Annotated in this window: 18 protein-coding genes and 1 other RNA gene; 8 read left to right on the top strand and 11 right to left on the bottom strand. The window is 61.8% G+C overall.

Features of this window, described 5'->3' with window-relative positions:
• The first annotated feature begins 20 nt into the window (after window positions 1-20).
• Window positions 21-923, top strand: coding sequence for a DUF2167 domain-containing protein (locus BBG20_RS28840; RefSeq protein WP_065909570.1), 903 nt, complete (start codon window positions 21-23; stop codon window positions 921-923).
• A gap of 56 nt (window positions 924-979) precedes the next feature.
• On the opposite strand, the gene BBG20_RS28835 is transcribed toward BBG20_RS28840, so the two are convergent.
• On the bottom strand, window positions 980-1,567 hold the full coding sequence (locus tag BBG20_RS28835; protein WP_065909569.1) for an SH3 domain-containing protein: 588 nt from the start codon (window positions 1,565-1,567) through the stop codon (window positions 980-982).
• A 1-nt stretch (window position 1,568) separates the two neighbouring features.
• Window positions 1,569-2,615 (bottom strand): N-acetylmuramidase family protein, encoded by a 1,047-nt coding sequence (locus BBG20_RS28830; RefSeq protein WP_065909567.1) that lies wholly within the window; start codon window positions 2,613-2,615, stop codon window positions 1,569-1,571.
• A 258-nt stretch (window positions 2,616-2,873) separates the two neighbouring features.
• Between BBG20_RS28830 and BBG20_RS28825 the strand changes: the two genes are divergently transcribed.
• Window positions 2,874-3,431 carry a putative periplasmic lipoprotein gene (locus BBG20_RS28825; protein ID WP_065909565.1) on the top strand — a complete coding sequence of 186 codons (558 nt, stop codon included), beginning with the start codon at window positions 2,874-2,876 and terminating at the stop codon, window positions 3,429-3,431.
• A gap of 86 nt (window positions 3,432-3,517) precedes the next feature.
• On the opposite strand, the gene ffs is transcribed toward BBG20_RS28825, so the two are convergent.
• The 6 genes from ffs to BBG20_RS28795 form a co-directional block, all read right to left on the bottom strand.
• An RNA gene (gene ffs, locus BBG20_RS28820) (signal recognition particle sRNA small type) lies at window positions 3,518-3,614 on the bottom strand.
• Between the two features lie 142 nt (window positions 3,615-3,756).
• A complete protein-coding gene (locus BBG20_RS28815) occupies window positions 3,757-4,920 on the bottom strand; it encodes a zinc-binding metallopeptidase family protein (protein WP_065909563.1) in 1,164 nt (387 codons plus the stop codon).
• 152 nt (window positions 4,921-5,072) lie between these two features.
• On the bottom strand, window positions 5,073-7,442 hold the full coding sequence (gene ligA, locus BBG20_RS28810; RefSeq protein ID WP_065909562.1) for an NAD-dependent DNA ligase LigA: 2,370 nt from the start codon (window positions 7,440-7,442) through the stop codon (window positions 5,073-5,075).
• 87 nt (window positions 7,443-7,529) lie between these two features.
• Window positions 7,530-8,393: a cell division protein ZipA gene (gene zipA, locus BBG20_RS28805; RefSeq protein ID WP_065909559.1), complete on the bottom strand. Its 864-nt coding sequence runs from the start codon at window positions 8,391-8,393 to the stop codon at window positions 7,530-7,532.
• A gap of 320 nt (window positions 8,394-8,713) precedes the next feature.
• Window positions 8,714-12,202, bottom strand: a complete 3,489-nt coding sequence (gene smc, locus BBG20_RS28800; RefSeq protein ID WP_065909557.1) for a chromosome segregation protein SMC — start codon at window positions 12,200-12,202, stop codon at window positions 8,714-8,716.
• Between the two features lie 2 nt (window positions 12,203-12,204).
• Entirely contained in the window at window positions 12,205-12,864 is a 660-nt protein-coding gene (locus tag BBG20_RS28795) for a GntR family transcriptional regulator (protein ID WP_065909555.1), read from the bottom strand.
• 280 nt (window positions 12,865-13,144) lie between these two features.
• Between BBG20_RS28795 and xdhA the strand changes: the two genes are divergently transcribed.
• The 4 genes from xdhA (at window position 13,145) to guaD (ending at window position 19,278) form a co-directional block, all read left to right on the top strand.
• Window positions 13,145-14,593, top strand: coding sequence for a xanthine dehydrogenase small subunit (xdhA, locus tag BBG20_RS28790; RefSeq protein WP_065909554.1), 1,449 nt, complete (start codon window positions 13,145-13,147; stop codon window positions 14,591-14,593).
• Entirely contained in the window at window positions 14,586-16,985 is a 2,400-nt protein-coding gene (gene xdhB, locus BBG20_RS28785) for a xanthine dehydrogenase molybdopterin binding subunit (RefSeq protein WP_065909552.1), read from the top strand. The genes xdhA and xdhB overlap by 8 nt, the downstream gene beginning before the upstream one ends.
• Before the next feature lie 123 nt (window positions 16,986-17,108).
• On the top strand, window positions 17,109-17,966 hold the full coding sequence (gene xdhC / locus BBG20_RS28780; protein WP_065909550.1) for a xanthine dehydrogenase accessory protein XdhC: 858 nt from the start codon (window positions 17,109-17,111) through the stop codon (window positions 17,964-17,966).
• 7 nt (window positions 17,967-17,973) lie between these two features.
• Window positions 17,974-19,278, top strand: a complete 1,305-nt coding sequence (gene guaD, locus BBG20_RS28775) for a guanine deaminase (protein WP_065909873.1) — start codon at window positions 17,974-17,976, stop codon at window positions 19,276-19,278.
• A 138-nt stretch (window positions 19,279-19,416) separates the two neighbouring features.
• On the opposite strand, the gene BBG20_RS28770 is transcribed toward guaD, so the two are convergent.
• Complete coding sequence (locus BBG20_RS28770) at window positions 19,417-20,181, bottom strand: GntR family transcriptional regulator (RefSeq protein ID WP_017477154.1); 765 nt, start codon at window positions 20,179-20,181, stop codon at window positions 19,417-19,419.
• A 225-nt stretch (window positions 20,182-20,406) separates the two neighbouring features.
• Here BBG20_RS28770 and BBG20_RS28765 point away from each other — a divergent pair, with 225 nt between their 5' ends.
• Window positions 20,407-21,597, top strand: coding sequence for a benzoate/H(+) symporter BenE family transporter (locus tag BBG20_RS28765; protein ID WP_065909548.1), 1,191 nt, complete (start codon window positions 20,407-20,409; stop codon window positions 21,595-21,597).
• Between the two features lie 56 nt (window positions 21,598-21,653).
• Here the strand turns inward: BBG20_RS28765 and BBG20_RS28760 are convergent, their stop codons facing one another.
• Window positions 21,654-21,998 (bottom strand): YggL family protein, encoded by a 345-nt coding sequence (locus tag BBG20_RS28760; protein ID WP_065909546.1) that lies wholly within the window; start codon window positions 21,996-21,998, stop codon window positions 21,654-21,656.
• A gap of 238 nt (window positions 21,999-22,236) precedes the next feature.
• Here BBG20_RS28760 and dacB point away from each other — a divergent pair, with 238 nt between their 5' ends.
• Window positions 22,237-23,697, top strand: coding sequence for a D-alanyl-D-alanine carboxypeptidase/D-alanyl-D-alanine endopeptidase (gene dacB, locus BBG20_RS28755; RefSeq protein ID WP_065909544.1), 1,461 nt, complete (start codon window positions 22,237-22,239; stop codon window positions 23,695-23,697).
• Window positions 23,698-23,734: 37 nt separating this feature from the next.
• On the opposite strand, the gene BBG20_RS28750 is transcribed toward dacB, so the two are convergent.
• Window positions 23,735-26,173: a sensor domain-containing diguanylate cyclase gene (locus tag BBG20_RS28750; protein ID WP_065909543.1), complete on the bottom strand. Its 2,439-nt coding sequence runs from the start codon at window positions 26,171-26,173 to the stop codon at window positions 23,735-23,737.
• Window positions 26,174-26,229: the final 56 nt, after the last annotated feature.

Raw genomic sequence — 26,229 nt, 5'->3', positions numbered from 1 at the left:
TCAAAATGTAAGGGACTACCATGAATTACTTCCGCCTGTTGCTGGCGGCGGCCGCCCTGAGCCTGCCTGTCGCCCCCGCTTTCGCAGCCGCCCCACCTGCCCCCGTAGAAGCCAGCGCCCCCGCGGAAACGGCTGAGCACTTTCTTGCATCACTCAAGCAGAAGACCGGCACCATCAGCCTGCCCAGTGGCATCGCCACGCTCAAGCTTAACGACGAGTTCTACTACCTCGACCCGGCCGACACCGAGCGTCTGCTGACCGATGGCTGGGGCAACCCGCCGGGCTTCAAGACCCTGGGCATGATCGTGCCGAAAGCCGTCAGCCCGCTGTCGGAGCGCGGCTGGGGCGTGATCGTCAGCTACAAGGCCGACGGGCACATTTCCGACGAGGATGCCGCGAAAATCGACTACGCCGACCTGCTCAAGCAAATGCAGGAAGAAGACGAAGCCGAGAACCAGGAACGCCAGAAACAAGGCTACGCGGGCCTGCACCTGCTGGGCTGGGCCGAGCCGCCGCGCTACGACGACACCACCCACAAGATGTACTGGGCCCGCGAACTGAAGGCCGACGACGCCGAGCAAACCACCCTCAACTACAGCATCCGTGTGCTGGGCCGTGAAGGCGTGCTGGAACTCAACGCCGTCGCCGCGATGGCCGACCTGTCCACGATCAAGCAGGAAATGCCCAAGGTCCTGGCCTTCACCAACTTCACCGACGGCAACCTCTACACCGACTTCAACCCGAAAACCGACAAGCTGGCCACTTACGGCCTCGCGGCATTGGTAGCCGGCGGGATTGCCGCCAAGGCCGGCTTGTTCGCCAAGATCGGCATCTTCCTGCTGGCGGCGAAGAAGTTTCTGGTGATCGGCGTCGTGGCGCTGCTCGCCGGTGTGCGCAAGCTGTTCAACCGCAACAAGGCCTGAAACCCGGACACAAAAACGCCGCTGCGTGCCAGGCACGCAGCGGCGTTCGGGAGGTCTCAGCGCGGCGGCGCGAGACGGCTGTATTGGCCCTGGCTGATCCAGCCGCTGAACGAACGGTCCTGGGCAGTGATGAACTCGACCTGGGCCCAGCCATCCTTGACGGCCAGCACGCCCACCACATCACCCTTGACGATATACGGGCGCTTGGCGGCCTTGGCGCCAGGGGTTTTCTGCAAATACGCCTTGTCGGCGGCCACCGTGACCAGGCCGATCCAGTTTTTGCTGGCGGTCCGGGTCAGCTCCAGGCCGGTGGCAATCTCCGGCATCAGCACGTTCATGCAGCCGGGATGCTGGCGGCCCTGCTCCACCGTCAGGGTAACGCCGTCGGACGACGGGGCCACGCTGCCGGGGTAGGCTTCGTCGTGCCAGGTGGTCAGTGCGCCGGGCTGGCCTTGCAGGTAAAACGCGCAACTGCGGGTCACGCCCTCGCCCAGTTCCTCGGCGTAGAAACCTTCGACTTGATGGTCAGGCGTCACTGCCAACATCAGGCCCTCGTACTTGCCCGAATGCAACGCAGGGGTGCCAGCAAACGCAGGGGCAACCGCGCACAATGACAACACACCAACAGCAAGAAAACGGATCATCTTATTTCTTCCTTTCAAATTCTTCGTAGGCTTTTTTCATAAGGACGTCATAGTTGCCGTAGTCCTCGCCGTTATAGTTGTAGGCCATGGCGGTAAAATCCTTGGCCTTCATTGCCTTCATCAGCGCCGGGCTCTTGCTGCAAAAACTCAAGTACGCTTTAAGTTGGTTGCCGGCATTCACCTTTAATGCCGCGACGAATTCAAACACGGTCTTGTAACCGCACGATCCGAAGTTGAAGCCCATGACCTGAAACATCCCCCAGGACGCCGACATCAACGCCGCTTCCTGATCGAGGGCGAAGGCGGTCGCCATGGTTTCCCAGGCCTTGACCTGGTCCTTGTTGTTGACCTGCCACTGGGGCCCGGCTTTTCTCTTGTAGCGGTAAGACAGCAGCGGGTGCGCCTGGTCGTAGATATGATTGGTGTACTTGCGAAAGTGGTGGCCTTCGAAGGCGATGATCGGCAACTTGGCCGGCCCGAACCCAAAGCGCCCGCCAGACTCGATGGTCGCGAAAGCCTTGATCACATTCACCGAAATACCGTTGCCCAACTGCGTGGCGGCGTTCTGGAAGTCTGTATCGCTGAGCGTCATGCCCCCGTCGCACGTGGCCTGCATCATCAGTTGCCGGTTACGCCGCTCGGCCTCGATCGTCGCGCGAACGCGGTCCAGGTACACATTGACCGTCGCCTGCACGGCATCGCCCTGGTTATTGCCGAACGCATTCAAGAAGCTGGGGATGCGCAGGGTCGGGAAGGCTTTGACCGGCACCTTCACCGCCTCTTCGATCAGACTGTTGAAGGTCCGGCCGGTGGGGTCGATCACGCCATCGGGGTGGGCATATTTAAGGTGGCGAAACTGATACTGGCTGATGCACTGCACCAACTGGCCGTCACACTTGCCATTTTCGGCCAGTGGAAAGCCCATCTTGGGAATGATCAAGTTGAATAGATACTGGATGCACTGAACATCGGCGGGCAAGTTACGGGCTTTACCGGGAGCACCTACCGAAGCACTGATAAGACGGGGCAACCCTTGCAGGCTTTTCATCACAGACATCCTTGTGAGTTAAAGAAGTGATAGCACTTCAATATCATTGCGTGCTCTTGTCATAATCTGAAACAAGTAGCCGGCGCAAACTAGCAAGGTGGTTTTGGGTTGTCCAGAGTGAGTATTAAAACCTGTGAAAGAGCCCTCACCAGGGTGCCGTTAAACCGTGCAATGACCATTAAGCGAGGTATTTGCCGGCGCATTCGGCTACTGTCACGGGCGCATGAGGCTCGTACCTGAAAACATTCAAGGATTGAAATGAAAGCCACCCTGCTTATCGTGTCGCTCGTAGCCCTGCTGGCCGGCTGCGCCTCCACACCGACGCCCGACCTGTCACGCCCCTCCATCGCCGACACGCAGTCGGTGCAGTTCGCCGGCAAGACGTTTGTACTCAAATTCCGCAAACCGGGGCTGTGGGAGTTTTTCCCGCCGCAGGAAAGCGTCGATGCCTGGAGTGAAATGCTCGACTTCACCGTCGTCCCACGCGATCAGAACCGCTTCGAGCCGCTCGACCTGGGCAAACGCACCGTGCAACTCCACCAGCAGGAAAACCCGAACATGCCGGCGATCCTGACGACGGACAACAGGACCGGGGTCTTGTACCTGATGCTGTTCTTCCCCAAGTCACTGCGCAAGGATGGGCAGTTCTCTGAAATCAGCTTCTTCAAGTACTACAAGGACAGCGCCACCGACCAGATCATCATCTTTCACTTCGCCCGGAATATTCCCACACCGGATGACCCGGTAGAGAGCACGCAAAAGATGGGCGCGGAATTGGTGCCGACGTTCAAGGCCTTTCCACTGTATCGGCCATAAAGCGCGCAGCAGACATCGATTCGCCAATGGCGATTGGAACTGAAAGGATTTTTGAGGGGTGTTGCGGAAGAGCGTTATGGAGGCAACCCCACCAGCCACACCCCGGCACACAATGTTCCCGCTGTGGCTGCTGCCTTCCGGCTCTGACCAGGTTCACGGGTAATCGTTGCGGGGGGACCGATGGGGTCACCATAACGACGCTTGCCTCTCGGCAAGCCGCGCCATTGTACCGATCTCATCGGAAGTTACAACCGTTGGTGCCGGATTAAAAATATTCGATGGTTCAAGCACTTGTGTCCACCCGTAGGAGCTGGCTTGCCGGCGCCTACAGGATCACCGCGTCGTCAGCGCGGCCGCCCTCTTCCTGGATGACCAGGTGAATGAAGTGCAGCTTGGCGATCACCGCGGGGGGTAGCACGAAGGGATAGAAATCCGGCTGCCCCATGCTGCGCGACAGTTCGTTGAGCATGCCGGCCAGTTCGATCCAGGCGTTGACGAACGACAGGAACGCCACGCCGCCGGGATGCTCGGGGTCGTACAGGGTGGAGAGCGGGAATGGCTGATAATCCAGGTCCATCTCGCGGGCGCTCATGCCGAAGCCCAGGGCGGTGTCGACGGCGTCCATCATGTGCAGGTAGTGAGCCCAGGTTTCGGCCCAGTCTTCCCAGGGGTGCATGGTGGCGTAGGCACTGACGCAGGTTTGCTGCCAGTCGGGGCGCGGGCCGTTCTGGTAGTGCTGGTCGAGGGCATCCGCGTAACTGGCGCGTTCGTCGCCGAACAGGTGGCGAAAAGGCTCAAGCCAGTGGCTATTGGCGATCAGGCGATCCCAATAATAATGGCCGACCTCGTGGCGAAAATGACCGAGCAGCGTGCGATACGGTTCACGCATCTGCACGCGGATTTTCTCGCGGTGGGCGTCGTCGGCCTCCTTGATGTCGAGGGTGATCAGGCCGTTGGCATGGCCGGTCATCGGCGCATTGCCTTCCAGGTCGATGCCGACGAAGTCGAAGGCCAGGCCGTTGTCCTCATCCTCACTCTTGGGCACCACGCGCAGGCCGAGGCTGATCAATTGCGCCACCAGGCGGCGCTTGGCGGTCTCGACCTTGCGCCAGCGCTCGGGATTTTCCGCGACAGAAAGGTCCGGGATGGTGCGGTTGAGGCTGCAGGCCACGCACAGTGGCGCGGTGCTGTGAGCAGGGATCAGCCAGTTGCAGGCAGCCGGCGTGTCGAGGTTGGCGCAGCGGCGGAAGGCGCCGGCGTCAAGGTTGTCATCCTGCAGCCACGTGCCGGCGACGGGGCCGGGTTGCAGGGAGGACAAGCGGCTTTGCTGCGGCTGGTAACCGAGCACGGCCTGGCAGGCCAGGCATTGGCTGTTGCGAAAGAACAGCGATTGCCCGCAACGGCATTGCCACACCTTGCTATCGCGCGATGAGCCCGGCATGAACGGCGCGGCGATGCGCGAACTGAGTTGCTCGAAGTAGCGGAACATGGCGGTCTCTCCCTGGGTGACGAAGACTAGATCAATTCGCGCCGAAGAACGTTCCGAAAATATAACCATATCCTGCAGGAGCTCGGCTTGCCGGCGATGGCGCACGTGAAGGCGCTATCGCCGGCAAGCCGGGCTCCTGCAGTGGAGGGGTGTCAGTCGACAGTGATGTTGTGCTTGGCCAGGAAGGCTACAAAGGCCTCTTCGTCCAGGACCTTCAGGCCCAGCTCGCTGGCCTTGGCCAGTTTCGATCCGGCGCCCGGCCCTGCCACCACGCAGTGGGTTTTCGCCGACACGGAACCGGCGACCTTGGCGCCCAGGCTTTCGAGCTTGTCCTTGGCCACGTCACGGCTCATCAGCTCCAGGGAGCCGGTGAGCACCCAGGTGTGACCGGCTTCTGGCAAGCCTTCGACTACCTTTTTCTCGCTCTGCCAGTGCATGCCGAAGTCCTTGAGCTGCTGCTCGATGGCCAGGGCGCGTTTGGCGTTGTCTTCGTTGTCGAAGAACTCGCGCACCGCCTTGGCCTGCTTCTCGGGCAGCGCCTGGCGCATGTCGAGCCAGTCGGCCTTGATCACGCCTTCGAGGCTGCCGAACTTGTCCGCGAGTTTCTGCGCGGCGCCCGGGCCCACACTCGGCACATGCAGCTTGTCGAGCAGACCACCCAGCGTGGTGCTGGCGGCGAACTCGGCGCTCAGCTCGCCTTGATCCTGCAGTTGCAGGCCGCATTCATCCGGCGACAGCAGCGCGCCGATGACATCCTGGTTGTGGCTGTCCTCGAAGAAGCTGTGGATCTCGTGCGCCACTTCCAGGCCGACGTCCGGCAAGTACGTCAGCACTTCCGGCAAGGCCTTCTGCACCCGCTCAAGGGACGCCAGCGAGCGTGCCAGCACCTTGGCGGTCTCCTCGCCCACGTCGGGAATGCCCAGCGCGTAGATAAAGCGCGCCAGGGTCGGCGACTTGCTGTTTTCGATGGCGGTGATCAGCTTCTTGCTGGAGATATCGGCAAAGCCTTCCAGGTCGATGATCTGCTCGTATTTGAGCTTGTAGAGGTCGGCCGGCGAACCGATCAGTTTTTCATCCACCAATTGCTCGATGGTCTTGTCGCCCAGACCGTCGATGTCCATGGCGCGGCGCGAGACAAAATGGATAATCGCCTGCTTGAGCTGCGCCCCGCAGGCCAGGCGCCCGACGCAGCGGTACACCGCGCCTTCGCTGACGGTTTCCTTGCCTTTGCTGCGCTTGACCAGCTGCGTGCGCTCCACATGCGAGCCACACACCGGACAGCTTTCGGGGATCTGCACCGCGCGGGCGTTTTCCGGGCGGCGCTCGGGCACCACCGAGACCACCTGCGGAATCACGTCACCGGCACGGCGGATGATCACCGTGTCACCGATCATCAGGCCCAGGCGCGCAACCTCGTCCATGTTGTGCAGAGTGGCGTTCGACACAGTGACGCCCGCAACCTTGACCGGCTTCAAGCGCGCCACCGGGGTCACGGCGCCGGTGCGACCGACCTGGAATTCCACATCGAGCAACTCGGTCAGCTCTTCCATGGCCGGGAATTTATGCGCGATCGCCCATCGCGGCTCACGCGCGCGAAAGCCCAGTTCACGCTGGGCAGCAATGCTGTTGACCTTGAACACCACACCGTCGATTTCGTACGCCAGGCTGTTACGCCGCTCACCAATGTCGTGGTAGTACGCCAGGCATTCCTGGATGCCCTTGGCCAGTTTCAACTCATGGCTGATGGGCATGCCCCATTTCTGCAACTGCTTGAGGTTGCCGATATGGGTGTCGCTGATATCCGCCGTCACCTGGCCAATGCCATAGCAGCAGAATTCCAGCGGGCGGCTGGCGGTAATCTTCGAATCCAGCTGGCGCAGGCTGCCGGCCGCGGCGTTGCGCGGGTTGGCGAAGGTCTTGCCGCCGACTTCCAGCTGCGAGGCATTGAGCCGTTCGAAACCGGCCTTGGACATGAACACTTCACCGCGCACTTCGAGCGTCGCCGGCCAGCCGCTGCCGTGCAGTTTCAGCGGGATATTGCGCACGGTGCGCACGTTGACGCTGATGTCCTCGCCGGTCGTACCGTCGCCGCGCGTGGCGCCGCGCACCAACTCGCCATCCTGGTACAGCAGGCTGACCGCCAGCCCGTCCAGCTTCGGCTCGCAGCTGTACTCCACCGCCGCGCCGCCCCCAAACAGATCGCCCACCGGCAGGTCGAGCCCTTCGGTGACCCGCCGATCGAATTCGAGCATGGTGGTTTCATCGAAGGCGTTGCCCAGGCTGAGCATCGGAATTTCGTGGCGCACCTGGGTAAAGGCCGAGAGTGCCGCGCTGCCGACCCGCTGCGTCGGCGAATCACGCGTGACCAGCTCCGGGTGCTCGGCCTCCAGGGCCTTGAGCTCGTGGAACAGCCGGTCGTATTCGGCGTCCGGAATGCTCGGCTCGTCGAGGACGTGGTAACGGTAGTTGTGCTGATCCAGTTCAGCGCGCAGTTCGAGGATGCGGGTAGGGGCGGCGGTCATGGGTGTTCTCTCAGAAAGCAAAAGAGCAGCCGAAGCTGCTCAATATGTTAGTGCGCTTATTCTACTGACAACGCTGAGGACCAATCCTCAGCGTTTCTGTGTCAGTGCACGACGCTCGAACTCGACGATGCGCTGACGGTAGTGTTCGATGGTCTGGGCGGTCAGGACGCTGCGCTGGTCGTCCTTGAGCTCGCCGTTGAGTTCCTGGGACAGCTTGCGGGCGGCGGCCACCATCACATCGAACGCCTGTTTAGGGTGACGCGGACCCGGCAGGCCGAGGAAGAAGCTCACGGCCGGCGTGCTGAACAGGTCGATATCATCCAGGTCGAAGGTGCCCGGCTTGACCGCATTGGCCATGGAGAACAGCACTTCGCCGTTACCGGCCATGCTTTCGTGACGGTGGAAGATGTCCATCTCGCCGAAACGCAGGCCGCTTTCGAGGATGTTCTGCAGCAGCGCCGGCCCCTTGAAGCCAGCGGCGTCGCGGCAGATCACGCTGATCACCAGCACTTCTTCGGCGGCCGGCTGATCGTTGACCGATTGGCGCGGGGCATTCTTGCCCACGTTTTCGTCCGGGAAGTCGTCGTCGCGGCTGCTGAAGCTCGGGCCTTCGTCCACATCCAGGTTGAGGTCGCCCTGATGTGGCTCGGCCACGGCAGGGTTGGCGCGCTTGCCACGCTTGGAGGACGGCTCGCGGGCTTCACGCACCGGCGCGCTCATCGACGGCAAGTCATGCTCGTCCAGTTGCGGTTCTTTATGGGTATCCAGCACACGGGGCGGCCCCAGCAGCTCGGCGCCGCCGTCGTCGTCGGGCAAGTTGGACAGGTTGCGATCCAGACGGAATTTGAGCTTGCCCTTGCCACCGCGCATGCGGCGCCAGCCATCAAAAAGAATACCGGCAATGACAATAATGCCGATGACGATCAGCCACTCGCGCAGACCGATTTCCATGTAATCCCGTGCCTCTAATAAAAAATGCTGAAAAATAAGGGGTTTAGCACCGTGCAAACCGCTTTAAAACGTGGCGCCAACTCTATGTTCTGACTGACGTTTTGCCCACGCATACGAAAAATTGACATTAAACTAGCACGACCAAAGATAACTTTACACAGTTGGCGCGAAATGTGTCGATTTGCCATCTTTCGACACGCCGATCGACCTCTTACACCCGCCGCCAACTGTGAGCTACAAGCTGCACGCTATAAGCCTCAAGCCTCAAGCCTCAAGCCTCAAGTACTTGCCGCCAGCCGCTGACAACTAGCAACTCGCCGCTAGGCGTCCACCATCGCCATCGCCTCTTCCACATCCACCGCGACCAATCGCGAACAACCGGGTTCGTGCATCGTCACGCCCATCAACTGATCGGCCATTTCCATGGCGATCTTGTTGTGGGTGATATAGATGAACTGCACCGTCTGGGACATTTCCTTGACCAGTCGTGCGTAACGTCCAACGTTAGCGTCATCCAGCGGGGCGTCAACTTCATCGAGCATGCAGAACGGCGCCGGATTCAACTTGAAGATGGCAAATACCAGGGCCAATGCGGTCAGGGCTTTCTCGCCGCCGGACAACAAATGGATGGTGCTGTTCTTCTTGCCCGGTGGCCGCGCCATGATCGTTACCCCTGTATCGAGTAGATCTTCGCCCGTCAGTTCCAAGTAAGCGCTGCCACCACCGAAAACTTTCGGGAATAACGCCTGTAAACCGCCATTAATCTGATCAAAGGTATCTTTGAATCGATTTCGGGTTTCCTTGTCGATCTTGCGGATCACGTTTTCCAGAGTGTCCAGGGCTTCGACCAGGTCGGCGTCCTGGGCATCCAGATAACGTTTGCGCTCGGACTGTTGCTGGTATTCGTCGATGGCCGCGAGGTTGATCGCGCCGAGTCGCTGGATACGCGCGGCAATGCGTTCAAGTTCCTCTTCGGCTTCTTTTTCGTTGGCCTGGGCGGTCAGGGTGTTGAGCACGCCGTGCAGGTCATAGCCGTCTTCGAGCAATTGGTCTTGCAGGGTCTTGCGGCGCACGGTCAGGGCTTGCCATTCCATGCGCTGTTGTTCGAGTTGGCCGCGAATCAGCTGGGATTGCTGCTCGGCCTGAGTCCGGCGCTTTTCGGCGTCGCGCAGTTCGCGGTCGGCGTCCTCGAGGGCGATCTGCGCGGTCTTGAGCTCTTCGTCGACGGTCATGCGCTTGTCGAGCAACTCTTCCAGCTTGAGCCGCAACTCTTCCAGCGGCGCTTCGCCCTCTTCGAGGTTGAGGCTCAGTTGCTCGCGCTTTTCGGTGAGGCGTTCGGACTGCATCTCCAGGCGCTCAAGGGCCTGGGCCGTCGACGCGTGCTGGGCGCGCAGCGAGCCGAGGCGCACCGCCAATTGATGCGCGTGATCCTTGTGCTGCCGGGCTTCCTGGCGTACGCGGTCGAGGCGCTCGCGCAGGCTGTCGCGCTGGGCCAGCAGCAGTTCGCGCTGTTCGGTGTCCAGCGCCATGCTGTCGAGGGCTTCCTGCAGTTGCAGGCGCGCTTCGCCGATCTGTTCGTGTTCGAGGGCGCGCTGCTCGCCCATCTCGGCGACTTCTTCGTCAAGACGGGTGCGGCGCAGGGTCAGTTGTTCGACCTTGGCCTTGCTCGCCGACAGCTGGGCTTTCAATTCGCCCTGCTGGCGCGCTTCGTCCTGCAACAGCCGGCGCAGGTGTTCGCGGCCGGTCTCTTGCTGGCGCTGGGTGGCGCGCAGGGTTTGCAGTTCGGTCTCGAGGCTTTCCAGGGTGGCCTCGCGCTCTTCACGCTCGGCGATCAGGTTGACGATTTCCTGGCCACGGGCCAATACGCCGCTTTCCGCTTCACTGGCGCGGCGCACACGCAAAAAATGCCGGCCAACCCAATAGCCGTCGCGGCTGATCAGGCTTTCGCCGGCCGCCAGTTGACCGCGCTGCGCCAAGGCCTGCTCAAGGGATTCAACCGGCTTGACCTGCCCCAGCCACGGCGACAGATCAATCGCCGCCTCGACCTTATCCAGCAAACTGCCTGGCACCCGTGTGCCATCGGCGGCGGGGCTGAGCAGGCGCAGATCACCCTGGGCAAACCCGGCCAGGTCGAAACCGCCAAAATCATCTACCAGCACCGCCTGCAGGTCGGCACCGAGCACGGTTTCCACCGCCAGCTCCCAACCGGCTTCGACCTTCAAGCCTTCGGCCAGGCGCGGGCGCTCGGCCAGATGCTGGTCGCGCAGCCACTCGGCGGTGCCGGTGCCTGGGTCCAGCGCGGCCTGCTGCAAGGCTTCGAGCGAGGCGAGCCGGCCGTTGAGCCGCTGCAAATCGCCCTGGGCCTGCTGCTGGGCCTGGGTCGCCTGTTGCAGTTGCTGACGCAATTGCTCCAGGCGCTCCACTTGTTGCTCTTCGCTGGCTTCCAGCTCTTCGAGGGTCATCTCGCTTTCGGCGAGTTGCTCGCTGAGCTCCATGATCGCCGCGTCTTCCGGATCGGCGGCGAGCAGCACGCGCTCTTCCTGCAGGCGACGCTGGCGCTCGGCCAGGCGCTCCATGCTGGTTTCCAGCTGCTGGATGCGCGACTGCTGCACCTCTGCCTGGCGGCGCGGCTCGGCGGATTGCAGGTTGAACGTGTCCCACTGCTCCTGCCAGCCGTGCATGGTGGTTTCGGAGTCTTCCAGCGCGGCGGCAGCTTCTTCGGCGGCGGCGTTGGTGATTTCCTGCTCGGGGGTGAGCATGTCCAGCTCTTCGCCGAGGGTCAGCAGCAACGTGCGGTCATGACCCAGGTGCGATTCGGTTTCCAGGCGCGCGCGTTCGGCTTCCTTCAGATCGTCCTGCAACTGGCGCAGACGCTGCTGGCCGTGCTGGATGCTCTGCTCGACGCGTGCAATGTCGCCCCCCACCGAGTAGAAGCGCCCCTGCACCAGATTGAAGCGCTCGGACAAGTCATGGTGGCCATCGCGCAGGCGCTCGATGCTCGCATCGGCATTGCGCTGCTCGGCCACCAGCGCTTCGAAGCTGATTTCCTGGGTGCCGATGATCGCTTCGCGCTGGCCGACCTGATCATTCAGCGCCTGCCAACGCAGGGCCGAGAGTTGCGCCTTGAGCTGACGCTCCTCGCCCTTGTATTCCTGATACTTCTCGGCCGCCTGGGCCTGGCGGTGCAGGCGCTCCAACTGGCGCTCCAGCTCTTCGCGCAGGTCGGTCAGGCGGGCGAGGTTTTCGTGGGTGCGGCGGATGCGGTTTTCGGTCTCGCGGCGGCGCTCCTTGTACTTGGAGATGCCGGCCGCCTCTTCGATAAAGTTGCGCAGGTCTTCGGGCTTGGCTTCGATCAGCTTGGAGATCATGCCCTGCTCGATGATCGAGTAGCTGCGCGGGCCCAGGCCGGTGCCGAGGAAGATGTCGGTAATGTCGCGGCGACGGCACTTGGTGCCGTTGAGGAAGTAGCTGTTCTGGCTGTCGCGCGTCACTTTGCGGCGGATCGAGATTTCCGCGTAGGCCGCGTACTCGCCGATCAGGGTGCCATCGGAGTTATCGAACACCAGTTCGATGCTGGCCTGGCTCACCGGCTTGCGGCTGGTGGAGCCGTTGAAGATGACGTCGGTCATCGACTCGCCACGCAGGTTCTTGGCCGAGCTCTCGCCCATCACCCAGCGTACGGCGTCGATGATGTTCGACTTGCCGCAGCCATTGGGCCCGACCACCGCCGCCATGTTACTGGGGAAGTTCACCGTGGTCGGGTCGACGAAGGATTTGAACCCCGCCAGTTTGATGCACTTGAGCCGCACGCTTAGGCGTCCGCCAACGCAGCGATGACCAACGAGCAACTGCGCTGGCCGTAGGCCGACAGCACCAGGCGAATCTGCGCCAGGTCACGGGCGAGCACGGCGGCGAGCAGTTGCTCGAACAGCACGAGGTATTCACTCATGGAGGCCTTGCGTTGATCCAGCGCCAGGTAATAGGCGCGGTTCATCGCCGGCTGCAGGTTCTCGACGGTTTCCTGCAGATACGGGTTGTTGGCAAAGGGGTACGCGGCGCGCATCACGTTGAAGCTTTCTTCGACGAAGGCGCGGATGTCCTGGCGCTCGAAGCTGGAGATCAGGCGTTGCTGGATCTGCAGGAACGGCGCCATGTCGGCCTGCACCTGCCAGCCCTGGGCCACTGCATTGCCGAGCAGGATGTACAGCTCGCCCATCAGCGTGCACAGGCTCTGGACCTTGTGTGCAGTGAGTTCAGTGACGTGGGCGCCCCGGCGCGGCAGGATCGCGATCAGGTGGCGACGCTCGAGGATCAGCAGGGCTTCACGCACGGAACCACGGCTGACATTGAGCGCCAGCGTGACTTTCTGTTCCTGGATCCGTTCCCCAGGCTTGAGATCGCCGCGAATGATACGTTCGGCGAGGTGGTGAGCGATTTGCTCGGCGAGACTGTCCGGCGCCTTGAACGTCATGTTTTCCCTTCAAAATCTTCTATCGGTACAAGCGCGGCAGTGTAGCGCAAATGCTGGCTGATGGCGCTGGGCCCACAAGCGCGAATTTGGCACGAAATAAGCAGCGCTGAAAAGGCAAAAGCCCCATAAAACGCCGGTTTCAGAAGACTGGACCATAATTGAAAGTGTTGTGATCGCAATTTCTTGACCTTCTGGTCAGAAAATCGTTGACCGAAAAGTCAGACATGACTAGATTCGGCGCAAAGCGGTTAACAACAATAATGAGTCTGCGAGGCCTTCCGTGATCCAGTTTTTACTTAACCAGGAACTCCGTAGCGAGCACGCCCTGGACCCCAACCTGACCGTGCTCAACTACTTGCGTGAGCACCTGGGCAAATCCGGCACCAAGGAAGGCTGCGCCAGCGGCGACTGCGGTGCGTGCACGGTGGTGGTCGGCGAGTTGCACCGCGATGCCCAGGGTGCCGAGCAGATCCGCTATCGCAGCCTCAACTCGTGCCTGACCTTTGTCTCGTCGCTGCACGGCAAACAACTGATCAGCGTCGAAGACCTCAAGCATCAAGGCCAACTGCACAGCGTGCAAAAAGCCATGGTGGAGTGCCACGGTTCGCAATGCGGCTTTTGCACCCCGGGCTTTGTGATGTCGCTGTTCGCGCTGCAAAAAAACAGCGACGCACCCGACAGCCAGAAAGCCCATGAAGCGCTGGCCGGCAATCTGTGCCGCTGCACCGGTTATCGGCCGATTCTGGCCGCCGCCGAACAGGCCTGCTGCAACAAGCCGGTGGACCAGTTCGACAGCCGCCAGGCCGAGACCATCGCCCGCCTCAAAGCCATCGCGCCGACGCAGACCGGCGAACTCAACAGCGGCGACAAACGCTGCCTGGTGCCTTTGACCGTCGCCGACCTGGCCGACCTCTACGACGCCTACCCGCAAGCCCGCCTGCTGGCTGGCGGCACCGACCTGGCGCTGGAAGTCACGCAGTTCCACCGCACGCTGCCGGTGATGATCTACGTTGGCAACATCGAAGAGATGAAGCGTATCGAAGACTTCGACGATCGCCTGGAAATCGGCGCCGCCACCGCCCTCTCCGACTGCTACACCGCGCTGCACCACGAATACCCGGATTTCGGCGACCTGCTGCACCGCTTCGCCTCGTTGCAGATCCGCAACCAGGGCACCCTCGGCGGCAATATCGGCAACGCCTCGCCAATTGGTGATTCGCCGCCGCTGCTGATCGCGCTGGGCGCGCAGATCGTGTTGTGCAAAGGCGATGTGCGCCGCACGCTGGCGCTGGAAGATTATTTCATCGACTACCGCGTCACTGCCCGCCAGGACAGTGAGTTCATCGAGAAAATCATCGTGCCCAAGGGCCACGCACTGTTTCGCGCGTACAAGGTGTCCAAGCGCCTGGACGATGATATTTCCGCCGTCTGCGCCGCCTTCAATCTGAAGATCGACAACGGCGTGATCAGCGAAGCACGTGCCGCCTTCGGGGGCATGGCCGCCACGCCCAAACGCGCGAAAAGCTGCGAAGCCGCGCTGGTCGGCGCGACCTGGAATGCCGCCACGGTGGAGAAAGCCTGCGCCGCCCTGGCCGAGGATTTCACCCCGCTGTCGGACTTTCGCGCCAGCAAGGAATACCGCCTGCTCAGCGCCCAGAACCTGCTGCGCAAATACTTCATCGAACTGCAAACGCCGCATATCGAGACTCGGGTGACCGCTTATGTCTAACCATCACGTCGTGGTCAAAACCCAGGCCGAACTCGCCGAGCTGTTTGCCCAGGACCTCACCTCCGGGGTCGGCCGCAGCGTCAAGCATGACAGCGCCGCCAAGCACGTCAGCGGTGAAGCGCAGTACATCGATGACCGCCTGGAATTCCCCAACCAGTTGCACCTGTATGCACGCATGTCCGACCGCGCCCACGCCCGCATCGTCAGCATCGATACAGCGCCCTGCTACGCCTTCGACGGCGTGCGCATAGTCATCACCCATGAAGACGTGCCCGGCCTGAAGGACATCGGCCCGCTGATGCCCGGCGACCCGTTGCTGGCCATCGACACCGTGCAGTTCGTCGGCCAGGTGGTACTCGCCGTGGCCGCGCGTGACCTGGAGACCGCCCGCCAGGCGGCGATGGCGGCGGTGATCGAATACGAGGACCTCGAACCGGTGCTGGACGTGGTCGAAGCCTTTCGCAAAAAACATTTCGTGCTCGACAGCCACACCCACCAGCGCGGTGATTCGACGGGCGCCCTGGCGACCGCCAAAAACCGCATCCAGGGCACCCTGCATATCGGCGGCCAGGAGCACTTCTACCTGGAAACCCAGATCTCCTCGGTGATGCCCACCGAAGACGGCGGCATGATCGTCTACTGCTCCACGCAGAACCCCACCGAAGTGCAGAAACTGGTGGCCGAAGTACTCGACGTGTCGATGAACAAAATCGTCGTCGACATGCGTCGCATGGGTGGCGGTTTCGGCGGCAAGGAAACCCAGGCCGCCAGCCCGGCATGCCTGTGTGCCGTAGTCGCGCGCCTCACCGGCCAGCCGACCAAGATGCGCCTGCCGCGCGTCGAAGACATGCTGATGACCGGCAAGCGCCACCCGTTCTATATCGAATACGACGTGGGCTTCGACGACAGCGGACGCCTGCACGGGATCAACCTGGAACTGGCAGGTAACTGCGGTTGCTCGCCGGACCTGTCGAACTCGATCGTCGACCGCGCGATGTTCCACGCCGACAACTCGTACTACCTGGGCGATGCCACGGTCAACGGCCATCGCTGCAAGACCAACACCGCGTCCAACACCGCCTATCGCGGTTTCGGCGGCCCGCAAGGGATGGTCGCCATCGAGGAAGTGATGGACGCCATCGCCCGTCACCTGGCGCTGGACCCGCTGGCCGTGCGCAAGGCCAACTACTACGGCAAGACCGAGCGCAACGTCACGCATTACTACCAGACCGTCGAGCACAACATGCTCGAAGAGATGACCGCCGAGCTTGAAGCCAGCAGCCAATACGCCGAGCGCCGCGAAGCGATTCGCCTGTACAACGCCCACAGCCCGATCCTGAAAAAAGGCCTGGCGCTGACCCCGGTCAAGTTCGGTATTTCGTTTACCGCAAGCTTCCTCAACCAGGCCGGCGCGTTGATCCATATCTACACCGACGGCAGCATCCACCTCAACCACGGCGGCACCGAGATGGGCCAGGGCTTGAACACCAAGGTCGCGCAAGTGGTGGCCGAAGTGTTCCAGGTCGAAATCGACCGTGTGCAGATCACCGCCACCAACACCGACAAAGTGCCCAACACCTCGCCGACCGCCGCCTCCAGCGGTGCCGACCTGAACGGCAAGGCTGCGCAGAACGCCGCCGAAACCATCAAGCAACGCCTGGTGGAATTCGCCGCGCGCAAGTACGACGTGAGCGAAGCGGACGTGGAATTCCACAACGGCCATGTGCGCGTGCGTGACCAGATCCTGACCTTTGAGGCGCTGATCCAACAGGCGTATTTCGCCCAGGTGTCGCTGTCGAGCACGGGCTTCTACAAGACCCCGAAAATCTTCTACGACCGCAGCCAGGCGCGCGGTCGGCCGTTCTACTACTTCGCGTTCGGCGCGGCCTGTTGCGAAGTGATCGTCGACACCCTGACCGGCGAGTACAAGATGCTGCGCACCGACATCCTCCACGACGTGGGCGCCTCGCTGAACCCGGCCATCGACATCGGCCAGGTCGAAGGCGGCTTTATCCAGGGCATGGGCTGGCTGACCATGGAGGAGCTGGTGTGGAACAACAAGGGCAAGCTGATGACCAACGGCCCGGCCAGCTACAAGATCCCGGCCGTCGCCGACATGCCGCTGGACCTGCGCGTGAAGCTGGTGGAAAACCGCAAGAACCCGGAAGACACGGTGTTCCATTCCAAGGCCGTGGGCGAGCCGCCGTTCATGCTCGGGATTGCTTCGTGGTGTGCGATCAAGGACGCCGTGGCGAGCCTGGGTGACTATCGCCATCAGCCGCAGATCGATGCGCCGGCGACGCCGGAGCGCGTGTTGTGGGGGTGTGAGCAAATGCGCCAATTGACTGCTGCAAAAGCTGTGGAAACGCAAACCGAGCTGGCTTCGCTTTAGACCCAGGCGCTGCCATCGCGGGCAAGCCCGGCTCCCACATGTTGATGTGTGAACCCAATCAAATGTGGGAGCTGGCTTGCCCGCGATAGCGGTCGGACTGACAACAGAGATGTTGAGGTAATCATGAACTACTGGATCAGCGCCCTCGCCGACCTGCAGAACCGCGGTGAACCCTGCGTACTGGTGACCATCATCGAAGAGCTCGGCTCCACGCCGCGCAATGCCGGCTCGAAGATGGTCATCAGCGCCGCGCAGACCTTCGACACCATCGGCGGCGGCCACCTGGAATACAAGGCGATGCAGATCGCCCGCGACATGCTCGTACGTGGCCAGCAGAACACCCATCTGGAACGCTTCAGTCTGGGTGCAAGCCTCGGCCAGTGCTGCGGTGGCGTGACCGTGCTGCTGTTCGAACCCATGGGCCAGGTGCAGGCGCAGATCGCCGTGTTCGGCGCCGGCCACGTCGGCCGCGCGCTGGTGCCCCTGCTGGCGAGCCTGCCGTGCCGGGTGCGCTGGATCGACTCCCGTGACCAGGAGTTTCCGGAACATATCCCCGAAGGCGTGCGTAAAATCGTCAGCGAAGAGCCGGTCGACGAAATTGCCGACCTGCCGGTGGGCAGTTATTGCATCGTCATGACCCACAATCACGCGCTGGACCTGGAACTGACCGCCGCCCTGCTCAAGCGCAATGACTTCACCTACTTCGGCCTGATCGGTTCGAAGACCAAACGCGTCAAGTTCGAACACCGCCTGCGTGATCGCGGTTTTGATACCGCGCAACTGCAGCGTATGCATTGCCCGATGGGCCTCACCGAGGTGAAGGGTAAATTGCCAGTGGAGATCGCGATCTCCATCGCCGGCGAAATCATCGCCACCTATAACGCCAACTTCGGCCAGCACACTGCGAGCGCCGAACCGATTGCCAAACTGCTGCCGGCCTCGCGCCGCAGCCAAGCTTTGACTTCTTTTGCCAAGAATTGAGATGACCATGCCTTTGACTCGCAAAGCCTACCGTGCCGCCATTCTGCACAGCCTCGCCGACCCCGCTATCGTTGGGATCGAAGCCTCCTACGAGTATTTCGAGGATGGCCTGCTGGTGATTGAAAACGGTCGGATCAGTGCAGTTGGCCATGCCAGCGACGTGCTGCCGACATTGCCCGCCGATATCGAAATCACTCATTACCAGGACGCGCTGATCACCCCGGGCCTGATCGACACCCATATCCACCTGCCGCAGACCGGCATGGTCGGCGCCTATGGCGAGCAATTGCTCGACTGGCTCAACACCTACACGTTCCCGTGCGAAAGCCAGTTCGCCGACAAGGCCCACGCCGAAGAAGTCGCGGATATCTTTATCAAGGAATTGCTGCGCAACGGCACCACCACCGCGCTGGTGTTCGGCAGTGTGCACCCGCAGTCAGTGAATGCGTTTTTCGAAGCCGCCGAGAAACTCGACCTGCGCATGATCGCCGGCAAGGTGATGATGGACCGCAACGCCCCGGACTACCTGACCGACACCGCCGAGTCCGGTTACCAGGAAAGCAAGGCGCTGATCGAGCGCTGGCATGGCAAGGGCCGTTTGCACTACGCAGTGACGCCACGTTTCGCACCGACCAGTACACCGCAACAGCTGACCCTCGCAGGGCAGTTGCTGAGCGAATACCCGGACCTCTACATGCAGACTCACATCAGTGAGAACAAGCAGGAAATCGAGTGGGTGAAGGCGCTGTTCCCGGAGCGCAACGGCTACCTGGATGTGTACGACCATTACAAGTTGCTCGGCGAGCGCTCGGTGTTTGCCCACGGCGTGCACTTGTGTGACGACGAGTGTGCGCGGCTGGCGGAGACGGGCTCGGCGGTCGCGTTCTGCCCGACCTCGAACTTCTTCCTCGGCAGCGGCCTGTTCAACCTGCCGATGGCGGAGAAGCACAACCTGAATGTGGGCCTGGGCACGGACGTGGGCGGCGGCACCAGCTTCTCGCTGCTGCAGACCTTGAACGAAGCGTACAAGGTCATGCAGTTGCAAGGCGCACGCTTGAGCCCGTTCAAGTCGCTGTACCTGGCCACGTTGGGTGGCGCGAAGGCACTGCGCCTGGAAGACAAGATCGGCACGTTGCAGCCCGGCACCGATGCGGATTTCCTGGTGCTGGATTACAACGCCACACCGCTGCTCAGCTATCGCCTGAAGCAGGCCCAGAACATTGCCGAGACGTTATTTGTGCTGATGACGCTGGGGGACGATCGGACGGTGTTGCAGACGTATGCGGCGGGCAAACTGGTGCATCAGCGCTGATCTTAACCACACCGCAAAACAAATGTGGGAGCGGGCTTGCTCGCGAAGGCGGAGTGTCAGTCCCTGGATAGGCTGACTGATCCACCGCTTTCGCGAGCAAGCCCGCTCCCACATTTTGTTAGTGGTGAGCTTGGCACATCAGAGCTTGACCGAAGAGCGCCCCGGCTTCTTGGTCTGCAACAAATGCGAAAACACCGCATGCAAATCATCCGACGCGCTTTCCTCATCGAGGTTGAGCTTGCTGTCGATGTGGTCCATGTGGTGCATCATCAAATTCACTGCCAACCCTGCATCGCGCGCTTCGATCGCGTCGATCAACTGCGTGTGCTCATCATAGGAACAGTGCGAGCGGTTGCCGCTTTCGTACTGGGCGATGATCAACGAGGTCTGGGACACCAGGCTGCGCTGGAAGCTGATCAGTGGCGCATTCTTCGCCGCTTCGGCCAGCTTGAGGTGGAATTCGCCGGAGAGGCGGATGCCGGCACCGCGATCGCCACGAGAGAAGCTGTCGCGCTCGTCGTTGACCATCTGACGCAGCTCGGCCAATTGTTCGGCCGTGGCGTGCTGCACTGCCAGCTCGGTAATCGCCCGCTCCACCAGGCGCCGGGCCAGGAACACCTGGCGCGCTTCTTCGACACTGGGGCTGGCCACCACCGCACCCCGATTGGGCCGCAGCAACACCACGCCTTCATGGGCCAGGCGCGAGAGTGCACGGCGAATGATGGTGCGGCTGACGCCGAAGATTTCGCCCAGTGCCTCTTCACTCAACTTGGTTCCGGGCGCCAGGCGTTGTTCGAGGATCGCTTCGAAGATATGCGCGTAGACGATATCGTCCTGGGTTCCGCTGCGACCGGCCTTGCCGGCTCGCGGTTGTTTCTTGAGAGGTTGCAACTGTTCGTTCATGGGCACTCGGGTTTGGAGAACGGCGGCGAATTAAGGGTAATACGGCAACAGCGGGTCGCTGGCAAGTATCACCTAAAAACAGGGCACATTGTACACAACCCACAGCGCCAACACACTGTACGGCTGTTTGCGGTCGCGGCTGTATTGCAATGAAACATTACGTTTGAGTTTAGGCTTGAAACCGTGCCGTTACCGGCAAAACCCAGGTAAAAGGATCACCTTTCCATGAACGACGCCACCCAAGCGCCTTTGCGCCCGCTGGCCGACACTTCTGCGTCGGCCGTCGTCGCCGGCTTCATCGCCATGATGACCGGCTACACCAGCTCCCTGGTCCTGATGTTCCAGGCCGGCCAGGCCGCCGGCTTGACCACGGCGCAGATTTCTTCGTGGATATGGGCGATTTCCATTGGCATGGCGGTGTGCAGCATCGGCTTGTCGCTGCGCTATCGCACACCGATCACCATCGCCTGGTCCACCCCCGGCGCCGCGCTGCTGATCACCAGCCTGGGCGGCGTGAGTTATGGCGAAGCCATCGGTGCCTACATCACCTGCGCGGTGCTGGTGACGCTCTGCGGGCTGACGGGCAGCTTCGAAAAGCTCGTCAAGCGCATCCCGGCGTCACTCGCAGCGGCCCTGCTCGCCGGCATCCTGTTCAAGATCGGCAGCGAGATCTTCGTCGCCGCGCAGCACCGCACCGGCCTGGTATTGGGGATGTTTTTCACGTACCTGGTCATCAAGCGCCTGTCGCCACGCTATGCGGTGCTGGCCGCGCTGGTGATCGGCAGCGTGCTTTCCGGGTTGATGGGACTTCTGGATTTCAGCGGCTTTCATCTCGAAGTGGCAACGCCGGTATGGACCCCGCCGCACTTCTCGTTGGCGGCGACGATCAGTATCGGCATCCCGCTGTTCGTGGTGGCGATGACCTCGCAGAACATGCCCGGCGTCGCCGTGTTGCGCGCCGACGGCTACAACGTGCCGGCCTCGCCGCTGATCACCGCAACCGGCCTGGCCTCGCTGGTGCTGGCACCGTTCGGTTCCCACGGCATCAACCTGGCGGCGATCAGCGCGGCGATCTGCACCGGGCCGCATGCCCACGAAGACCGCAACAAGCGCTATACGGCGGCGGTTTGGTGTGGTGTGTTCTACGGGATTGCCGGGGTATTCGGCGCGACGCTGGCGGCATTGTTTGCAGCCTTGCCCAAGGAGCTGGTGCTGTCGATTGCGGCCCTGGCGCTGTTTGGCTCGATCATCAACGGCTTGAGCATCGCCATGAATGAGCCGAAGGAACGCGAAGCGGCGCTGATCACCTTTATGGTCACCGCGTCGGGGCTGACGTTGTTTTCGATCGGTTCGGCGTTCTGGGGGATTGTCGCGGGGGTGTTGACGCTGCTGATCCTGAATTGGCGCAAGGCCTGATTGCTTAAACGCCAGGAACAAAAAAGCGACCCCGCAGGGTCGCTTTTTTCATGACATCAGACCGCCGGGTTGATCGGCTTTTCTGGATGCCAGGCGTCCAACAGCGCGCTTACTTCAACGCGAGTCAGCTCTGGGCGGGCCTTGAGCCACGCTTCAACGATTGCACGTTGCTCTTCGGTGACCGAACCACGAGTGGCTTTGCACACCAGACCGAAGTCATCGCCGCCGACGTAGTCCAGGCCATTGCCGTCCATCGCTTCGGTCAGGAATGCTTCGAGGAACGCGTCAACCGCTTCATCATCCAAACCTTCTTTGAAATCCAGGTTCAGTTCGAAACCCAGCTCTTGAAATTCATCAACGCACAGTTTTTTGCGCAGACGCCGGGAACGGTTAGTCGCCATTGGAACAATCCTCATAAGTAATAACGGGCGGCACTTTAGCAGTTTAAGGTGACGATTGCCCGACTCTCTGGGACAGGCGGCAAATTGCCGGTGAAAAAAACGCCGATTACCAGCTATCGTTCAGCTACAACTGGATCCACCTTGGGGCATAATGCCGACACTTTCATGACCATTGAGGGATTTTTCTTATTTACCCCTCGCCTTTTTCACCCTCCTCAGCAGTAGGGTTTTATTTCTTATGATCAAATCGTTGCGTTCAGTAGTGCTTGCCGGTTTTCTTCTGCCACTGGCCTTTTCCACCTCCGCTGCCCAGACCACCAACACCCTGCCCCCGAATGTCCAGCAGGCACTCGCCAAGGCCAAGCTGCAAAACACCGCGCTGTCCCTGGTGATGATCCCCCTGAACGGCCCGGGCACCCCCACGGTCTTCAACGCCGATGTCTCGGTGAACCCGGCCTCCACCATGAAGCTGGTCACCACCTACGCGGCCCTGGAAATGCTCGGTCCCAACCATCAATGGAAGACCGAGTTCTACACCGACGGCACCCTCAGCGGTGGCGTGCTGCACGGCAACCTGTACCTCAAGGGCGGTGGCGACCCCAAGCTGAACATGGAAAAGCTCTGGCTGCTGATGCGCGACCTGCGCGCCAATGGCGTGCAGCAAGTCACCGGCGACCTGGTGCTGGACCGCAGCTTCTTCAACCAGCCGCAATTGCCCGAATTCAATGATGATGGCAACGACGAGAACAAGCCGTTCCTGGTCAAGCCCGACGCCCTGCTGGTCAACCTCAAGGCCCTGCGCTTCGTGACCCGCAACGATTCCGGCCGGGTACTGGTGTCGGTCGAGCCGCCGATTGCCAGCATCCGCATCGACAACCAGGTCAAGGTGTCCAACGCCAAGCAGTGCACCGGCGACGTGCGCTACAACCCGGTTACCGCCGCAGATGGCAGCGTGACGGTCACCGTCAGCGGCCAACTGGCCGACGGCTGCAGCTCGCAGACCTACCTGTCATTGCTGGACCACGCGACCTACACCGCCGGCGCGGTGCGGGCGATCTGGCAGGAACTGGGCGGCACCATTCAGGGCCGTGACATCCAGGCACCCGTGCCCAAGGATGCCAAGGTCCTCGCCCGTGCGTTTTCGCCGGACCTGGCGGAGATCATCCGCGACATCAACAAATACAGTAACAACACCATGGCCCAGCAGTTGTTCCTGAGCCTGGGCGCGCAGTTTCGCAACGACGCCGACGGCGACGATGCCAAGGCCGCGCAACGCGTCGTGCGCCAATGGCTGGCGAAGAAAGGCATCACCGCGCCGCACCTGGTGATGGAGAACGGTTCCGGCCTGTCACGGGCCGAACGCGTCAGCGCCCGCGAGATGGCCGCCATGCTGCAAGCCGCGTGGAAAAGCCCCTACGCCGCGGAGTACATCAGCTCGCTGCCGATTGCCGGCACCGACGGCACCATGCGTAAACGCTTGAAGACCACCGCCATGCGCGGCGAAGCCCACGTCAAGACCGGCACCCTGAACACCGTGCGGGCCATCGCCGGCTTCAGCCGCGACAACAACGGCAACACCTGGGCAGTGGTGGCGATCCTCAACGATCCGAAACCATGGGGCGCTTCGTCGGTGCTGGATCAAGTGCTGCTGGACCTGTATCGCCAGCCGAAACTGGCGGCGCCCGCACCGGTGCTCTAGACCGCGCAACAAGCGCGCTTGCCCGCGCTCGGCACTATCAGTCGCTGTACCCGGTGGCTGATAGACCGCTGTCGCGGGCGAGCCCGCTGCCACACGTTTCGACTCGATCCCTGCCGGCCTGCTTGGCCACATACACCGCCGAGTCGGCACGCAACAGCAGCCCATCAATACCTTCATCGACCCGCCAGCTGGCCACGCCAAAACTGGCGGTGACGATGCCCACCGGCGCCATCGGCGCATTGCGCAGCGATTGCCACAGCTCCAGCGCCAGGCTGTAAGCCTGCTCGCCCTGGGTGTTGGGGCACAGCACCATGAACTCCTCGCCCCCCAGGCGGCAGAACACATCGCTACGGCGCAGGCGCTGGCTGATGCGTTTGCACAACTCCTGCAACACCCCGTCGCCCACCGCATGCCCATGCTGATCGTTGATGCGCTTGAAGTGGTCGACATCGAGCATGATCACCGACAACGCCCCTGAAGCGCGGTTGAGCCTGACCATCTCGGCCTTGAGGCGATCCTGGAAGTAGCGTCGGTTGTGAATCCCGGTGAGGGAATCGGTGATGGACAGCGCGCGCAGTTCCTCTTCTACTCGCTTGAGATCGGAAATATCCGACACGTAGCCATGCCACAGCGTACCGCCGCTGGGTAATTCTTCTGGCGTGGCTTCGCCGCGAATCCAGCGCAGGCCGCGTTGTGGCAACAGCACCCGGTACTCTTCGCGCCAATGGCTCAACTGCAACGCCGACAGGCGAATCGAGGTGCGCACGCGCTCCGCATCCAGCGGATGGATCCGCTCGAAGACCTTCGTCGCATCCTGTTGCAACACGCCAGGCTCGATCTCATAGATGTCGCGCATGCCGTCGCTGGCGTAGATGAATTTCCAATTGTCCTGCGGCTCCAGGGTGAACTGGAAGATGCCGCCGGGCACATGCGCGCTGAGCTTCTTGAGCAGCCGGTCGCGCGCAGCGAGTGCCTCATAGGCGCGCTTCTGCTCGGTCACGTCGAGGTAAATGGCCAGGTGACCGATCCACAGGCCATGGTCATCCAGCAGCACGGTGGCCAACATGTTCACGGTCAATGGGCTGCCGTCCTCGCGCAGCAATGTCCACTCGCGGGCTTCGTGCAGGTTGTCGGGGCTTTCCACCAGCATCGCCTGGCTCGCCGGGATGCGCTTGCCCAACATCACGCTCAAACTGCTGGCGCGCGCTTCCAGTTCCGAGGCCAGGTGCAGGCTTTCGAGGGTGTGCGTGCCCATGACCTGGTCGGCCTTGAACCCCAGCATCTGCTCGGCCCCGGCGTTAAAGGTGTTGATCACCCCGCGCAGGTCGGTGGCGATGATCGCAACCTGGGTGGCGGCATTCAGCACGCTGCGCAATTGACCGTGGGCCCCGCGCAGTTCCTGCTCGCGCTGGCGCAACTGCACGGTACGTTGCTCCACCAGTTTCAACGCGCGCTGGCGCTGGCTCACCAGTACATAGAGCAGGCTGCTGAGCAGCAGGCTGAGCAAGCCGCCCATACTCAGGATCGTGGTCAGTGAAGAATGGTTGGCCTGGTCGAACACCTGGCTCGGGCGCAGGCTCAAGGCGTACACGTGATCGCCCAGGGTCAGGCGGCGCGCGCCGATGAGGTCGCTGCCGCCCACGGCATTCTCGGACTCGAAAAGCACGCGCTTTTGCACATCGGAGGTATCGACAATCTGCATCACCAGATTGTCGCGGTCCGGCTTGGGCAACCCATCGGCGACCAGCTGGCGCATGCTGATCACCGCCATCACGTAGCCGTAGGGCTCATTCTGCGACTGCCCGGAAGTCGCCGGGGTGCTGACCGGCGCCACCAGCAATACCCCGGTTGAGTAGCCCGGTTCTACACCGACCAACTGCATCGGTTGCGACACTGCCAGCTTGCCACTCGACTGCGCACGCTCAAGCGCCGAGCGCCGCAGCGGTTGGGCCAGCAGGTCAAAACCCAACGGTGCGCCCAACAGGCTTTGAGTCTGGCTGTAGAGCACCGGCACGTATTCGTCGCGCTCGGGCGCCGGGGCCAACTCGCCGGCCGAATTCAACTCACGGATAACAAACGGGGTACCGCGCAGGCGCGACACCTCTTGTTCAAATTGCCGGCGCTGCTTGCGAAATACCCGCGGCGCCCAGGAATAGGCACGGGCGCGCAACAACAAGGGCTGGGCAAAACCGTCGAACTCATCGCGCGACACATCATCGGAATTGACGAAGAAACGCCGCAGGCTGTTCAGGCGCTGCTCCTGGTCTTCGAAGCGCTCCTGCAGACGGGTATACCGTTCGTTGACCAGCAACTGAAAGCGCTGGCGCACCTGTTGCTGATAGAGATCGGAAGCCGCCCAGGCGACGATTGCGGTCAGCGCGAACCCTGCCAATAACACCACCAATGCCACCAGCCAAGCCGATGCCTGCTCACTGATAAAGCCTAGGATTTTCGGGCGGACGGCGTTCAACGGCATAGGCAACACTCACAACGCCAGTGTGCGGGGGTGTCACTTTGGCTAGGCGTTAAGTT

Source organism: Pseudomonas aylmerensis (genome assembly GCF_001702265.1).
GTDB lineage: Bacteria > Pseudomonadota > Gammaproteobacteria > Pseudomonadales > Pseudomonadaceae > Aquipseudomonas > Aquipseudomonas aylmerensis.
The sequence above is the reverse complement of the archived record's forward strand: the minus strand, read 5'-3'. Positions and strand labels throughout refer to the sequence as shown.